Consider the following 16,685-nt stretch of genomic DNA (forward strand, 5'->3'; position numbering starts at 1 on the left):
CAGGCGGATCGAGCCTTCATCTATATGCAACCTGCGCTATCCTAGTCTGCCATCACCTATAGTGTCGGCCTCGTGCAAGCGTTCTCTTCATTGTCCTGCAATTGCTTCTCCAATACTTCACCACGAATGACCTGGACACCCTGCGGAGCATCGATAGCCAGTCTTAGCTGTCCTGTCTCACTGCGTATGACCTTCACCTTAATCGTGTCATTAATAACTACATATTCCCCAAGCTTTCTTCCCAATACAAGCATCGCAGTTAGCTCCTTTATGTGTGTACTTAATGACAGGATAGCATACACAGCTAAACAAACACTTAAAGATAAATAACATCTCATGGCATTCTAATAAACATCTGATTAGCAGCTTTCTAGCGTAAGTGTAGAACAGCCTGTAAGGTTATCCGCGCTTCTTTATATTGATGCATAAATATCGAAAAAAGAGAGGCGCCCCATAAGCGCCTCTCTCCAAGCTATAGAATCCGTTGCCTATTCCCAAGACATGATCCGTTTTGCCATGATAACCAGGTCTAAGATATTGACCTCGCCATCGTTGTTCAGGTCATACTGCTTGAGCTGTTCCCAATTCGAATCGGATTTCTTCGCCCCATAAGAACTAGCAACAATGCCCAGATCACCGACCGACAGGCTGTTATCCTGATTGTAATCGCTGGTCACAGCACGATTGACAGACGACTTGAATGTGTTGAACGCGCTATTCAGGTTCGTCAGTGCTGCTGCGATCTGATCGGAGGTAGATGCGTTATTGTTGGCTACCACCTTGGCTGCATTAATCGCTGTCTGCAGCTTCGCCTTGGAGCCTTCGGCATATTGTCCGATACGCAAGCCCTCTACCGCTTTGTCATGCATAGCTTGAGCGTCTGTAATCAATGAGCGCAGTGCCTCCAGGTTGCCCGCGCGAACCTCTACGCTGTACGTCGCTCCATTGATTGGATGTTCCGCCCCTAGTTTAGTTGATACGATGATCGGTTCGACTTTAATTAAAGTCGTGCCTGGAGTCGCACTGGACTTCGCCTTGAAGGTCAGCTCCAGATTCGTGCCGTTCGGACTGTTCTCCTTCACACTGAAGGTCAACAAGCGAAGCGCACCCGTGGTGGACTTGTCGCCTGCAACCTCGAAGGAGCCTTTGCGCAGCGATTGCACGGAGACGAATTCCAGCACATTCGGATCATACTGGAACGTAATATCATGTGCGACGAACGATTCATCCAGGCCATCAAAGCCAAAGGTAATGCGGAATGGCAAACCTGAAATCGCTGCTGTATCACCCTTCAGCACTACCGGCGTATTCGGAGTCGCTACAGTAACCTCTGCTACGGCCAAATACGAGCCATCCACTGTTGTGACGCTAATAACCGCACTGCCCGGCTGCTCAGCCGTAATTTTGCCCGTTGCATCAACTGTAGCCACAGCAGTGTTGCTGCTCGTCCACAGGACCGCCTTGTTTGTTGCGTTAGCTGGAGCTACAGTAGCCGTCAATTGAAGCTGCTGTCCAGTCTTCAGCTCAACGGTCGATTCATTCAGCGTTACCCCCGTCGCTGCCACGCCAGTCGGCGTCGCGATCTTCGGCAACGTACTCGTCAATGCATTGTGCTCCGTCGCTGTCACCGGAATCACCGTGCCGTGGCGCGGCCTGCTTGGCAAGCTGTACGTAGCCGGAATCGACCAGTTGCCGCTGTTCAGATCGGTCGTCTCGAACGGCACATAACCTCTGCCGCCAAATTCATCGATGAACAGATACCATTTCTCCTCCGTATTGGACTTGAAGATGGTCGGGCCTTCACCCGCAGAAATCTGGCCTTGGCCGATTCCCTCCTTGATCATCTTGAAGTTCGCATCCAGGATCGAGCTGCCTACCTCCTGGAACACAAACTTCCCGTGAGGAGAGTTGGTAGCATTGTAGTCGCGCTCATCCTTGGTGAAGCGATAGACCTTATCGTTGTGATTGATCATCGTCGTATCGATCAACGAGTAGCCCCGGTCAATATAAACCTCTGGCTCGCTGAACGTATAGAAGTCTCTCGTCTTGGCGTACATCATTACATTATGCGTGCCGCCGCTATGCTCTTCATTATCATAGAGCTTCGATGCCCAGAACACGACATACTCGCCGGTTGCCGGATCATAATGCGCCTCCGGCGCCCATGTATTGCCCGCAGCATCTGGAGACACCTTCACCATCCGCTGGTTTGACCAGTTGATCAGGTCGGTGGACTCCCATACCATAAGGCTCAGGCTTCCATACCGTTGTGCCCGATCCCAATTCCCATTACCGTAAATTTTCAGGTCAGTGGCAATCAGGTAGAAGCGGTCGCCCTCGGGAGAGCGGATAATGAACGGATCACGCAAGCCCTTCTCACCCAGATTGGAGGTGATGAGCGGCAATTGCTTCTTATCCTGATTAACATTCATTTCGTTCCATTTAAGAGCATTATTCCCTTCACTCAGTGCGAAGTAGATTTGCTCGCCATCTGCGGTTCCCTCACCTGTAAAATAAGTGAACAGGTAACCACCGTATGCTTCTTGCTTCGGCAGCTCGCGGACGGTCGCCTGGAATGCCTTCGTCAGCTTCTCGCTGCCGGATTGGATCGTAGCCGTCAATTGAACCTGCACATCGCCGCTGCCATTGGCAGGACGAGCAACCTCGCCAGTTGAGGTAATGATCGCCGGATTCGAGGAGGTCCAGGTAATGACGGAACCGTTCGCTCCCTTGGTCGGCAATGTCAGATTGCCGCGAACATCGTTCACATTGTATACCTTGAGCAAGCCTGCATCCAGCGTTGCTGTTGCTTTGCTAGTCAGGTTCTTCAGTACGGTTACTGTGAAGCTCTTCGTTACCGAGCGTGTACCATCGGATACCGTCGCTGTCAGCGTCACGGTGCTGTTACCCGCTTCAGCAGTTGGACGCAGCACGACGCCTTTATCACTGATCACACCAGGATCAGAGGACTCCCACTTAATGGAGGTTCCATACTTACCTGCTGCCGGGAACGACAGATTTACCGTCACCGCATCCTTGCTCGTATTTTTACCCAGGAAATCCGCTTCGGTGAGCAGATCGGCAGAGTAATCCAGCACGAGGCTCTTCACATTTTTACTTTGCGCTTCCTGCTGCAATACAGCAACCGCATTCGCATCAAGCGCTCCCTTGAACAGTTGGAAGTCGGCAATCAGGCCTCCAAAGTAAGGGTCATTATAGAACGATTTGCCGATATAGCCGCTGATGCCGCTCGTATTGCGAATGTCGGCCAGCGTGTAGGCTACATTTCCTGAAGAGACCAGCTTACCGTCTACATAATACGTCAGCTTCCCTTCCGTGCCGGACATGACCACAGTGACCAGCTTCCAGTCATTAGCGGTCAGCTTGGAGCCTTTGGCCGAAACCTCATTTCTCCAGGCATCAGTAGCCATCCCGAAGCGCGCAGTTGTATCTGCATTATAGGAAGGCGTATAGTACAGATATTTCTTATCGTTCTGTCCCAGTCCGAACAGCCATTCTGCGCCTTGTGTTCCCTTCCAGTTAATCAAGGCAGACACCGTAACGTCCGTCACGCCATTTAGTATGCCTGCTGGCAGTTCGATATACGAGTCTGTTGTTCCTCCCGCAAAGCTGATCGCGCCAATATTGCCGCTCTTCAGCCAGTCGGCTTTGCCAGGGTTCACCCATTTACCGTCGAATTTGCCCTGCAGATCCTTGACTGTGTTGCCGCCCTCTATATTCGTGAAATCATAATGAAGCAGCTTCTCTGGCCCTGTAACAGGCACTTCCGGCCCATTCGAAACCTCTTCATCTGCGAGCGTTGCTACCTCCGTCTGCGCTAATGCACGGTTGTAGATGCGGAAATCATCGATTTTACCGCCAAACAGCGCATGCGATGCGTTTCTGGATTTGCCGATATAGTTCATCGTCGTCTCCAGCAGCATTCTTGGCTCCACATTGAATGTGCTGCTGCGCACCTTCTCCACGCCATCTACGTACACGACAGCGTCAAAGCCATCCAGCGTCACTGCTACATGGTGCCAAGCCGCGGCGGGAAGCTTAGAAGAACGCAGCGCATATTTGTAGTTTGAACCCAGCTTGGTCGAATCGTCCGAGAACTTCTCGGTGAACGGCGTAACCAGTGCAAACTCCAGGCTGCCCGTATCGCCAGATGTGCTCAGATACATCGTATTGCGGTTGACTGACCGTGTAGGAGAAGAGAAATCAAAGATGCGTTGATTGGATGCACCCTGCTCATCCTTCACCCATGCAGCAACAGTCATCTTCTGCAAGTTGAGCGTTTGAATCAGATTCTGCGGCAGCTCGACATAGCCGGATGTTCCATCCAGCGCAAGCGCTCCTGAGCCTGCTCCCACCTTATCCGTTGTCGAGATGGTTGCGCCCCCGACCAGCTTCGCATCATGTCCATTTCCCGATTTGTCCTTCACTGTCTTATCTGTCACATCTGCCGAGTCAAATGTGTAATGTACGACAGGCTGCGCAGATGCAGTTGGCCCTGGAAGAGCATACTTGGCTTGCAGCGCATTATATTCTGCGCGTGTGATCGGAATGACGGTGCCGTGGCGCGGCCCTGGCGGCAGCGCGTAGGAGGAGTCAGGAAGCAGATTGTCCTTGAACTGCGATCCATCATCCAGATTGTTCGATACACGCACATGGTACGGCCACGAGTCGAGGAACATGTACCATTTATCTTGCTTGATGTCCTTGAACACAGTTGGCCCTTCATTGTTGCCTGCATGGCCGATCGTGCCCTGGTTGCCATTCCTGGTGCCAGCGATCGGATCGAACTGATACCCGTTGGCGGCAATGCCGTCCTTGTCATAGAAGACATTGTTCGCCTTCTCATAGTATACCTTGAAGCCGACCTCCGACTTCGTGAAGCGATAGATAGAGCCGTTATGCTCGAGCATCGTCGTATCGATCGTCGGGAACCCTTCGTCGATATACACCTTCGGTTCAGAGAATGTGTAGAAATCACGAGTCGTTGCGTAGTACATCACATTGTACTGGCCTGCCGGACTTCCGTTCGGGAATTTGCCATAGGTGTCCTCTACCTTCATTGAGGAAGCCCAGAAGACGACATAATCTCCGGTATTCTTATCGTAGAACGCTTCAGGCGCCCATGTGTTGCCGCCCTTCTTCGGCGCGACCTCCACCATGCGCTGCTCGCTCCAGTTGACCAGATCGTCAGATTCCCAGATCATCATATAATGGCTGCCGTTAATTTGCGCATCATCAAAGTTGGTGCTCTCGCCCATCTTCAGATCTGTCGCCAGCAGGTAGAACTTGTCGCCCTCTGGAGAACGGATAATGAACGGGTCGCGCAGTCCTTTCTCACCCAGTGTAGACTTGATGATGGATTGGCCATTGTTCAGCGCATTCCATTTCAATGGGTCCTCGGCTGTTGCGAAGGAGATTTCCTCGCCGCCATTATATTCCCCGGTGAAATAGGCAAAGAAATATGCATCATAATCCAATGCTGCCGCCGCCTTCTTCACGGTCAATGTAAATGGCTTGGTCACCTGCTGATCGCCGCTCTTCACCGTCGCGGTCAGCGTCACTTGCGTATCCGCTTGTGGACGGACAACTCTGCCGAGCTGGGTCGTATCGGCTACCGCCTCCGCCGTTCCCTTCACAATAGACGGATGGCTGGAAGCCCATGTAATGTCCGAGCCTTCAAGACCTGTAGTCTCCAGGTGTATATTCCCCTTAATATTATCCACATTCGGAATGGACAACCGGGTAGCATCTGCCTGGACTACCTGTAAATGGGAAAACGTTTTCAAAACTGTCACTGTGAATGTCTTGGTCTTGGTCAAGCCCTGGTACGTCAGCGTAGCCGTTAGCGTGACCTCCTCATTGGTACCGGTTACATCCGGCCGAGTTACTGTGCCTGTGTTGCTGATGACAGCAGGCTTGCTGCTGGACCAGGCAATCCCGACATTGTTTTTGCCGGTAGCCGGCAATGCCAGATTGTTCGTGACTGCCGAAGTGCTCGTGTCTGTTCCAGTTAAGTACTGGTCAACATCCAACGAATTATAGGCATCGTCAAGTGAAATCTGATGAATCTTCGCAATGGTTGCCGCCGCCTCTGTCTGCAGCTCTGTCACCTCCGCTTGGGAGAGCGCTCCCTTATAGATGCGGAAATCGCCAACCCGTCCCTTATAATAAGGGTCTCCGGTGAAGATGGATTTGCCAATGAAGCCAGAGAAGCTAGCAGACGGGTTGATCAGATTGGCAAGCTTCTTGCCTCCTGCAGATCCCGAAGCAATCTGGGTGCCATCCACATAGTAGCTAATCGTATTGGTTATATCCGAGAAAACGATCGTAACCAGCTTCCACGCTCCGGCATCCAGTCTGCCGCTGCCCCTTACAAGCGACTCTGCCGGCCAGCCCTTCTCAGAAATTCCTGTAGTCGCTACCCCGCCGTTGCTATGATTGGGCGTAGCGAAGAAATATTTGTTCGTCTCCGGCGTTGCTACGGTGCCGAGGCCGAAAATCCAGCGATTCGTTCCATCATTCTCCCAGTTGACCAGTGCAGATACGGTAACTTCGGAGAGGCCGTTCAGCAGGTCTTTACCGTCGCTGCCTTTCGGAATCTCTATGTATCCGCTGTTGGAATTCGAGTTGCCGCCATTGAAGGAAACATAACCAACCTCCGAATTCTTGACCAGCAATCCGTTGTTCTCATTCTTGAACACGCCGTCGTAGGTTACGCTTCCGCCCGCCACATCCTTGATGATGAGCTGTTCGTTAACCTTCTCTGTCGTCTTCATATCATAATGAAGCAACAGATCCTTGCCTGCAAATGCAAGCGGCTGCGCTTCCGCCCGCGAAATTCCGGTCAGACCGGACAGCGGAGCTACCGCCAGCACTAGTGCCAGCAGCAATGGTAATACCTTCTTACGCCTCATACTGCAGCCTCCTTCGTCTTATGGGCCTGGTCCCGGCTTCCCTCATAGAGTGAAGCTGTACGATGGTGATAGCTGCCGCAAGTCGTCTGCTGAGGGGTCACCTTCTTTCTGTCACTAATTGAAAGACTATCCTTCTTGTGAATGCGCTTACTGTTCTTGTATAGACAGCCATCTTGAGAAGCCAGACCCTGTGAACTCCTCGTACATTACTCTATCCTGCTTTGACGTTTTGCTCAATAGAAAAAATTGCTTGGGAAGTGGAATATTTTATTTCTATATGCCAAAAGACCTACCTAGATAAACACTGTTATATAGATGTACCTAAAATTATTATATAAATATAAAATAATGTTATTTTTTATAACTATTAACGATTAAATTTTCGTTGCACAAGATTCAGAATAATGCATTATAGCTAATAATTCAACTTCCGCTTGCGCTTCCACGCCACAACAAAAGGTAATAGATGGGTAAAGAAATGGAAACAAAACAAAGAAATGGCCATTGTTGCACAAAGTAAGCGCTGTCATAATGGAGATGCATATGAGCCAGTCTAGGGCGTGTCTGAATGAAACAGATGTGACCTAAGGGAAACAGGCTTATATGCAGAATCATACTTATTAGAGGAGTTGATCAATTAATGAACATCAGAAAGAAACTCATCAAAACCCTCGCAATGCTCACACTGATCCTCGCAATAGCCGTGCCCGCTAACGGGTCGGTCTTTGCATGGCAGGGCATGCCCATCTCCAAGCTCCATGTGAGCGGGAAGCATCTGGTGAACAGCAACGGCGAGCCTGTTCTGCTAAGCGGTTGGCACCAGCCAACGGGCGCCTACTGGACCTACCAGGACAGCAATTATTACCTGAATCGCAACGGCGGCAACCGACATGCAGCCATATTGGAATATTTGAAGGACATCACGGACACCTTCACAAGCACATCCGCTAAATATGGCAATAGCCACGGCTGGTATATGAACCAGGTGCGGCTGTTTATCGACCGTCAGGATATGGGGGATGTTGCTGCTGGCACGTACAACTTCGCTGGCCTGCAGACGGTGACGCAAAATGTCATCATTCCTTATATCGAGTATGCCCGCACCAAAGGCTTGTACGTAACGCTAGGTCTGGACTTCACACTGGCTAACGATCAGGCCACAACGCCTTCCAATCTGAGCAAGTTCAATGAAATCTGGGGCTATCTGGCCTCTAGACCCGAAATTCGCAGCGCTGACAATGTGATGTTCGAGCTGGTCAACGAGCCGGTGCTCTCCTATGCGAACGGGCGCTGGGGAGGACATCCCTCTGACCCGCAATTTGTTGCATTCTGGAATGCACTGCGCGACTTCCAAAACTCTATGATCACGACGATTCGCAGCAAGGGCGCCGATAATGTCATCTGGGCCTCCGGCCTTGGCTGGGATCAATATTATCAGCTTTGCGCCAGCCATCCGCTCACTGATCCACTGAACAATATCGGCTATGCCGTTCACTGGTATCCGGGATATGGCGCCAATGACAACTATGCGCCATTGCAGCAGCAATGGGATACGAATATCAAGCCTTGTGCGGATCAATATCCGATCAATATTACAGAGACGACCTGGTTCAAAACACTGCCTGGCGATTCGAGCTATTGGAGCCTGTTTAATGGCAGCAATGAGGGCTTCGGCAAAAATACAAAAGCGATCTTCACAGCAGCCGGCAATGTAAGCATCGCCGTCCACATGAACGGCTTCCTGCTGGAGCCTGGCACGCGCAGCTCATTCGCCGATCCGACTGCCGGGCTGAAATATGACGGAAATGCAGCTCGCGATGGGATGGCTCGCTTCATCTTTGAGTGGTATTATGAACGGGCGCAGATGAACCCATGGAACGGGGTATGGAACGGGTTGTCATCCGGCTCTACCTACAAGCTGGTCAATCGTCTGTCCGGCAAGACGATCGAGGTTCCAGGCGGACAGAATACGAACGCATTGCAGCTCCAACAATATACGGATCTGGGCACTTCCGCTCAGCACTGGGTGGTCACCGACATGGGAACCTCCTCCAATATTTATCGATTGAGCAATGCAGGCTCCCCGGACAATAAAGTCATGGATGTCCGCAACGGAACAAGCAACAATGGCGAGGCGATTCAATTGATGCAGGATCTGGCCAATCAGCCTCAACGCTTCCGCATCATTAAGCTCAGCAACGGCTACTGGAGCATCCTGAACATGAACAGCAACAAAGCGGTTGAGGTAGCAGGCTCCTCTACAGCCAATGGAGCATTGATTCAGCAAAATCTGTACCGTGGAAATCTGAACCAGCAATGGCAATTGGTTGCCGTTAACTAAGCACACCCTAACCGAGCAAGGAGACAACACCTTAAGACGCCGTTTGGCAGCAGCCCCTGAGGGCCAGCCAAACGGCGTCCTTCCATTCCATCGCTATACTATGCTCTGCTGGCGATTCCCATCCGCCAGGCAGCGCCTGCTATGGCTGGCTAGTCATTCCACAGCTTCACACGGTCTTTCACAAATTTCTCAAATCCTTGCTCCATCCGCTCGACGCCTGCCTTTTCCAGCTCGGCCATGTACTCATCCCACAGCTTATCAAATTCAGATGGAGCTGCCAGGATGATTTGTGGAATCCTCTTCCATGTAATGTTCTTCAATTTTTCCTGCAATATGCTCACTTCACTGTCACTTGGCACCGGTATATTCCACGCTGCTCCCCATGGACGAACAGGGAACTCCTCCGGCTTAGGGAACAGCTCGATCCAGGTCGATACGCCATAGGCAGCGAGCGTCTCCTTCTCCACCTCGTTATACTCGGCAATAATCTGCTCAGGGAACTCTGTCGTGTAATAGTTGCCCGTGGAATCCTTCACTCCATGTCCATAACGGCCGCCCATATTAATATATGTCCCAATACCCGACTCTTGCTGGAACTTCGCGGCATCATTCACCTTGCGATTGATGACGTCCTCCGGGATGATGCGCTTGCCGTCCTCGACGACATAGTGCTTGCCTTCTACTCCCCAGTTCACCAGCACCTGTCCTTCCTCCGAGCACAGGAAATCAAGAAACTTGATCGCAGCGACAGGATCTGGGTTATCCACGGAGATGCCTACGCCATAGCCCGCCATAAATCCGGTTGGCCAATAGGAGGTGTCCTTGGTCTCTTCCGTCAACGTAACCGGATAATGTCCGTACCCATGCTCGAATTTGCCCTCTTTCTTGATCGCCTTCTCTCCGTCGTCATAGCCCCACTGCTGATCAATCAGCCCGAGCACGCGACCGCTGGCAATTTTTGCCTTGTATTGATCGGATTTCTGTACGAAGCTCTCCTTATCAAGCAGCCCCTCTGCGTTCATATGGTTCAGCCAGCGGAAATACTCTTTCTCTGCTGGACGACGATAATGGTAAGTGACCTTCTGGGTGTCAATGTCGATATTGGTCTCCCCATCATCGGGTCCGCCAGTCGTGTAGAAGGCCGGGTTGGTCACAGAGATATACATGCGCCAGTCATCTGCAATGAGCGACAGCCCAATATTGGGATTACCATTCTCATCGGTTGGATGCTTCTCCAGATACGCCTTGATGGCGTTTTCGAAATCCTTGACTGTGCGGATGGTCGGATAGCCCAGCTCCTTAACAACACGATGCTGGAGCTCGAAGCCGCCCTCCGCCTTGAACGGCACATTATCCACCGCCGAATAGGTCGGGATGACATAGATCGATGGATCATCCAGACTATAGCGCAGACGCTTCATCTCCTTGCCGAACAGCTTCTTAATATTCGGGCCATGCTCCTCGATCAGATCAGTCAAATCCCGCATGCCGCCGGCATCGACCATTTTATTAATGCTGCCCTTGGCGCTAATCAAATCTGGGAACGTTCCGCTTGAGGCGATCAGCGCTGATTTCTGTTGCGCGTCGCCGACTGCAAATTCCGCCTTCAGCTTAATCCCTGTCTTCTCGGTAATGACGCGACCCACCTCGTCCTCCATACCCGCCCAATTCGGGCTCGGGTCCTCACTATAGAACGTCATGACGATCGGTGCATTGCTTGCGGCTTTCTCTTGCTGCTGTTCTTTCTGCTCTTTTTGGGCACAGCCTGCCAGCAAAGCGCCGACCAATGTCGCCGCGAGCACGATCGCTGTCCATTTCTTCATCTTAGGCATTACATCTTCCTCCTTAGTTGTTGTTGTCCTTCACAGCCGAACTGAAGCATCCTCTGATCATGAGCTTCATGCATCATCAGGTTTTGACAGCGCCAAGCGTCATCCCTTTCACGAAATAACGCTGCAGGAACGGATACACGACCAGGATCGGCACTGTGACCACGATTGTAATCGCCATCTTCACCGATTCCGGCGACACCTGGGCCAGCACCTGGGTCATATTCGTGCTTCGATAATCGCCATTTCCGCTGTCCGTGCTCTGAAGTACCTTCATCAGTTCGAATTGCAGCGTCGTAAGCGTTTCGTTGGAGCCGTTGTACAGATACGTGTCAAACCAGGAGTTCCACTGACCGACCGCGAGAAATAGTGCAATCGTCGCTAATGCCGGCTTCGAGAGGGGCAGGATGACCCGCCAGAAAATCGTGAAGTCATTGGCCCCATCCAGCTTGGCTGACTCCTGCAGCGCATAGGGCAGTCCGTCGATGAACGAGCGGATCACGAACACGTTGAAGGCGCTCACCAGCCCAGGCAGCACATATACCGCAAAGCTGTTCATCATCCCCAGATCACGGATCAGGATATAGATCGGCACCATCCCGCCGGATACATACATCGTCATCGCTAGAAAGATCGAAACGAAGCGGCGGCCTTGGAAGTCAGGACGGCTCAGTGTGTAAGCCAGCATCGATGCGCTCGCCAGACCCAGCAATGTGCCGACCAGAGTGCGGAGTACCGAGATTTTGAAGCCAGTAAGCAACGAGGGGTAGGAAAAAATAATCTCATAGTTTTGCCAGGTTAGCTGGCGCGGAAAGATAGAAATCCCGCCCCGAACACTGTCCGTCGAATCATTCAGTGATAGCGCCAGCACGTTCAGGAACGGATACAGCGTCACCACCGTTACCAGGATTACAATCGAATAAACCACGGTATCGAAGATTCGGTCGGCTGACGACGCTCTCATCCTTGCAGCTTGTGTCCTCACTTGCAGCCCCCCTACATAATGCTTTCTTTCGTCAGCCGCTTAAAAATACCGTTGGCAGTGAATAGCAGGAAGAGGCTGACAATGGAATTGAACATATTGATGGCCGTACCGAAGGAGAAGCGTCCCATACTGATGCCATAATTAAGCGCATACAAATCAAGCACCTGGGAATAGTCGCTCACCAGATTGTTGCCAAGCAGAAACTGCTTCTCAAAGCCGATGCTGATCAGATGACCGATCGACATGATTAGCAAAATAATGATGGTGGTGCGGATGCCGGGCAATGTGATATGCCAGATCTGCCTCAGCCGACTTGCACCATCCACCTTGGCTGCCTCGTACAGCTCCGGCCCGATACCTGATATGGCGGCTAGATAGATGATCGCATTCCAGCCCGTCTCCTTCCAGACATCTGCGGCTGTCACGATTCCCCAGAACCATTCTCCCTTAGCCATGAACTGCACAGGCTCCTTAATGATGCCAAGCCACATCAGCAGCTCATTGACCGCCCCGTTATCGGTGGATAGCATCTTGCTGATAATACCCGCTACGACGACCCAAGAGACAAAGTGCGGCAGGTAGGATACCGTCTGGGCAAAACGCTTGAACACCATGCCCCGAATCTCATTAACCATAATGGCGAATAGGATCGGAATCGTAAAGCCGGCAATCAATCCCATGAAGCTCATCGCCAGCGTGTTGCGGAGCACGAGATAGAACATATCATCCGAGAAGAGCGTCATGAAATGATCGAGTCCGACCCACTCCTGCTCCCAGAACGGTCTGTTCGGACGATACCGCTGGAAAGCCATCGTCCAGCCCCAGAGTGGCAAATAGTGGAATACAAATGTCCAGATGACAAATGGAAGCGACATCAAATACAAATATTTGTTGCGCATGACCCCGCGCCAAAACTGGCTTGACCGACCTGGCTTCAGATTGTTGCGCTGTTTCGCTGTAACCGCATTCATTCTTTCCCTCCTCTTGCCTCTGTACCACATTGTACGCGCATAATGCCAGGAGAGCTACCCGAATAATTAAATGAAAAATCATATAAAAATTAGCAACACCAACAATACATACTAGTATATATTGAATATTATTGCAAAAAAGCCTAGATTCAATATCTAGACTTGTTGGAAAATCCTATGTAATGAGTCACAAGGGTCAACGACTGGAAGCGGTGTCCATAAGTCGCGAATTCACGATTCTATGCTGCCAGAAACACAGTCTCCACCACATGCAGGTACTCTATTATGTACTTGTCCTATTGGCGTTTTTCCACTCCGAGGGGGAGAGACCTACATACTTTTTGAACTTGCTGTGAAAGTAATCCACATGCGTGTACCCGACTTGCTCGGCGACCTCATATACCTTGAGCCCCTTGAGAAGCAGTGCCTTGGCTTGCTCCATTCGAGTTTTGTCCAAGAAGCTGTTGAAGCTCTCTCCTGCCGTCTGCTTGAACAGCTTGCCAAGATAGGCACTACTATAGCCATACAGCTCGGCGAGCGTCTCCAGCTTCAGGTTTTCACGGTAGTTCCGCTTGATCAGGTCGATGACCTTCTTCATCTGGCGGTCGCTCGCTGGACCGTCCAGCTCGCTGCAGAGCGAGCTTAACAGCACCGCCAGCCGTTCCATATATCTGCTATAACGGTACTCCTTGGTTAAAGCGAGCAGCTCATCCGCATAGCGCTGCTGGCGCAGCTCCACACTGCTCTGCCCCAGCTTGCCGAGTACCGAGCTCATCCAGCGCATATAGCAAGCCTTGAGCTCATTCTCCCCGCCTCCACTCCTAACCACACGGTCACCTGCGTCCTTCAGCAATGCATAGGCTGCCTCCGGGTTGCCCGCATCCAGCGCAAGGTATAGCTTGCTGATCAGCTCCTCCTCCTCGACCACTGGCTTCTCCCCGTCCCCGTCCCCGTCCTCCTCCTGCTCTCTGCCTCTCCACTCCTCCTGCTCCGCCACGGCAATCAATCGCCCTCCCGGATGGAAGAAGCGCCTCCGCATTCCTTGCAGCGCACGCTCATAGCAGCGCGTTACCTCTTCCCGGCAGCTTGCCACACCGCCTGACACAGCCGTTATCTCCACTCCGCCCGTAGCGGCTGCCGTCTCCAGCAGCTCGTACAGCCCGCGCTGACCCTCCTCGACCAGCATGACGAGATTGGACCCGAGCAGAACCATGATTGCGCGCTGCTTGAGCAGTCGCGATAGCTCAAGCTTGAAAGCCGCCGCCGCTGCATCCACCTCCAGCTCCTCGTGCGCCAGCAACCGCACCAGCACCAGCTCATACCGCTTCCAATCCGGCTCTTCCTTCAAGGCTAGCGTCACTTCCTGACCTGTTAAGCATGCAAGCAAGCAGCGCTCCTGCTCGAGCTCGACCGCACTGGCGCTCCGCTGCTGATCACTGTCCAGCTCTACACGCAGCCGCTGCAGATTGGCGATCAGCTCCTCCTCATCGACCGGCTTGAGCAGGTAGCCATCCATTCGCAGCTCAAGCGCCTGTCTAGCATAGTTGAAATCAGCATACCCGCTTAATATGAGTACATGCCGCTTGAAGCCCTGCGCGCGCATAGCGGCGATCGCCTCAAGCCCGCTCATGCCTGGCATCCGAATGTCGATAATGACAAGGTCTGGCTGCACCTGGCTGCATTTTTCAATCGCCTCCAAGCCATTCGCGGCCGTATCTGCCACCACGTAGCCATATTCCTCCCATTCGATTAGGCTGCACAGTCCCTCCCTAATCATTCGCTCATCATCTACCACCAGCACTTTATACATTTAATTCCCCCTGTTAGGTATCGTAAACCGAATGCGTGTACCCATTCCTTGCCCACTGGCAATCTGTAATCCATGCTCCGGGCCGTAGGACAGCACCAGTCTCAAATGGACATTCATCATGCCAATCCGGCTATGCTCCTCCTCATTCAAACCAGCGAATGCCTCCTCAAGCCGCTGTACTAAGGCAGGCTCCATGCCAACGCCATCATCACTGACCTCAACCAGCACATCGTCCTTCATAGCAACCGCCCGGACAGTCACGCTTCCGCTGCCCACCTTGTTCTCCAGTCCATGCAGTACGGCATTCTCAACAAGCGGTTGAATGATAAGCGGCGGCAGCTCCACGTCAGCAACCTCTGGGTCCATGAGCAATGCATAATGGAGGCGATCCTCATGGCGGAACATTTGAATATCCAGATAACAACTGACCATATTCAATTCTTCAGCGATCGTAATGTACCGTTTGCCTACCTCCAGATTGCGACGCATCAGCTTGCCGAGCAGTCGGACGACACGGGCAATTTCCTTCTCTCCCTTCAAGTGAGCCTTCATCCGAATCGATTCCAATGCATTAAATAAAAAATGAGGATGAATCTGGCTCGCCATCATTTTGAACCGAATTTCACTTTGCTTGGCTTCCAGCAGTCTTTTCTGCCGATTGGACTCCCCTACCTCCGCCATGAGCTCCTGAATATTGGCAACCATCGCATTGAAGTGTCTGGAGAGCTGTCCGATCTCGTCATAACCGTCGATCTCCATAACCGATTTCAGGTTGCCCGTGCCAACACGGGTCATCTGCTTGCTCAGTCGCAGCATGCGCGAGGATAGCAATGCGGAGAAGGTGTGGATGAGCGCGATGGCGACGATGAGGCTCACGGTAATAACGACAAAGACCAGCTTATTAATCCGGTTCACATCCTGCATGATCGTATCTATCGCGAACACCGAGATGATCCGCAGGCCGTTCTCGCTGCTATCTGGCATCAATCGCTCAACTCGGACCTCGGATTTGCTGCCCTCCAGCACGAACTGGAACACACCGCTCTCCTCCTGCATGACATCATAGTCCCAATCGATGTCGTCAACTGTCAGCCCGGTCCGACCGGGACGATTGGCAGCCACAATCCGGCCCCCATCATCGACGATCATCGTCTCGAACGGCTCCTGGCTTACGATCTCACGCAGCAGCGCCATATTGACGTTCAGCACCAGAATACCGCTCGTGCGTCGCTCGTTGAAGCTTATCTTTTTGACCAGGCTCAAGTAGTGCTGTTTGTCCCGCTCATCCTGCATATAATGCCAACTGCTGAAGCTGCTTCCTTCCGCCTGCTGGTACCAGCTCGATCTTCGAATCTGCTCTGTAGGCTGTAGAAACTGCCAGTTATCAAGCATGGTCGGATTGTCCATATAGAAGCGAATATTATTGATTTCCTTGTACAGCCGCAGAATTTCATTAAAATCCTGATATTCCCGATAAGCATTGACAACCTCATAGGTAGACTCGTAGCGATTGTTCACCACATGAGTCAGTTTACTATCATTGGTAAGGCGATACGCTGCATCAATTGTCACATTGATGACATCACTCGTTCTTTTTTTGATTCGCTCCACATTGATTGCGGTCTGCTCGCTTGCATTGTTGATCGCTAGCAGCCTCAGCTCCCCCAAGAGGACGAGCCCGGTGATGCATACCGGCACAAAAACGACGATGATGAAGGATAGATACAGCTTGGTTCTCATCTTCAGGTTGTTTAGTATAGTAATCACATCGTTAAACAATGCTCTCTCCCCTGTCTTTTCCTACGAAGACTTCA

At 51.8% G+C, this 16,685-nt stretch carries 8 protein-coding genes; 1 reads left to right on the top strand and 7 read right to left on the bottom strand.

Features of this window, described 5'->3' with window-relative positions:
* Positions 1–56: 56 nt before the first annotated feature.
* A complete protein-coding gene (locus ACY1JZ_RS05050; protein WP_270170648.1) occupies positions 57–254 on the bottom strand; it encodes a carbon storage regulator in 198 nt (65 codons plus the stop codon).
* 234 nt (positions 255–488) lie between these two features.
* Positions 489–6,935: an immunoglobulin-like domain-containing protein gene (locus ACY1JZ_RS05055; RefSeq protein WP_462628323.1), complete on the bottom strand. Its 6,447-nt coding sequence runs from the start codon at positions 6,933–6,935 to the stop codon at positions 489–491.
* Between the two features lie 640 nt (positions 6,936–7,575).
* On the opposite strand from ACY1JZ_RS05055, the gene ACY1JZ_RS05060 reads away from it, so the two are divergent.
* On the top strand, positions 7,576–9,276 hold the full coding sequence (locus ACY1JZ_RS05060; protein ID WP_462628324.1) for an RICIN domain-containing protein: 1,701 nt from the start codon (positions 7,576–7,578) through the stop codon (positions 9,274–9,276).
* Between the two features lie 149 nt (positions 9,277–9,425).
* Here ACY1JZ_RS05060 and ACY1JZ_RS05065 read toward each other — a convergent pair whose 3' ends face one another.
* From ACY1JZ_RS05065 to ACY1JZ_RS05085, 5 genes are all read right to left on the bottom strand, one after another.
* Entirely contained in the window at positions 9,426–11,108 is a 1,683-nt protein-coding gene (locus tag ACY1JZ_RS05065; RefSeq protein ID WP_462628325.1) for an ABC transporter substrate-binding protein, read from the bottom strand.
* Positions 11,109–11,184: 76 nt separating this feature from the next.
* A complete protein-coding gene (locus tag ACY1JZ_RS05070) occupies positions 11,185–12,069 on the bottom strand; it encodes a carbohydrate ABC transporter permease (protein ID WP_270172448.1) in 885 nt (294 codons plus the stop codon).
* Positions 12,070–12,101: 32 nt separating this feature from the next.
* On the bottom strand, positions 12,102–13,061 hold the full coding sequence (locus tag ACY1JZ_RS05075; protein WP_462628326.1) for an ABC transporter permease: 960 nt from the start codon (positions 13,059–13,061) through the stop codon (positions 12,102–12,104).
* 283 nt (positions 13,062–13,344) lie between these two features.
* A complete protein-coding gene (locus tag ACY1JZ_RS05080) occupies positions 13,345–14,871 on the bottom strand; it encodes a response regulator transcription factor (RefSeq protein WP_270170638.1) in 1,527 nt (508 codons plus the stop codon).
* Positions 14,872–16,650, bottom strand: a complete 1,779-nt coding sequence (locus tag ACY1JZ_RS05085; RefSeq protein WP_462628327.1) for a sensor histidine kinase — start codon at positions 16,648–16,650, stop codon at positions 14,872–14,874.
* Positions 16,651–16,685 lie beyond the last annotated feature (35 nt).

Source organism: Paenibacillus sp. J5, from assembly GCF_054955055.1.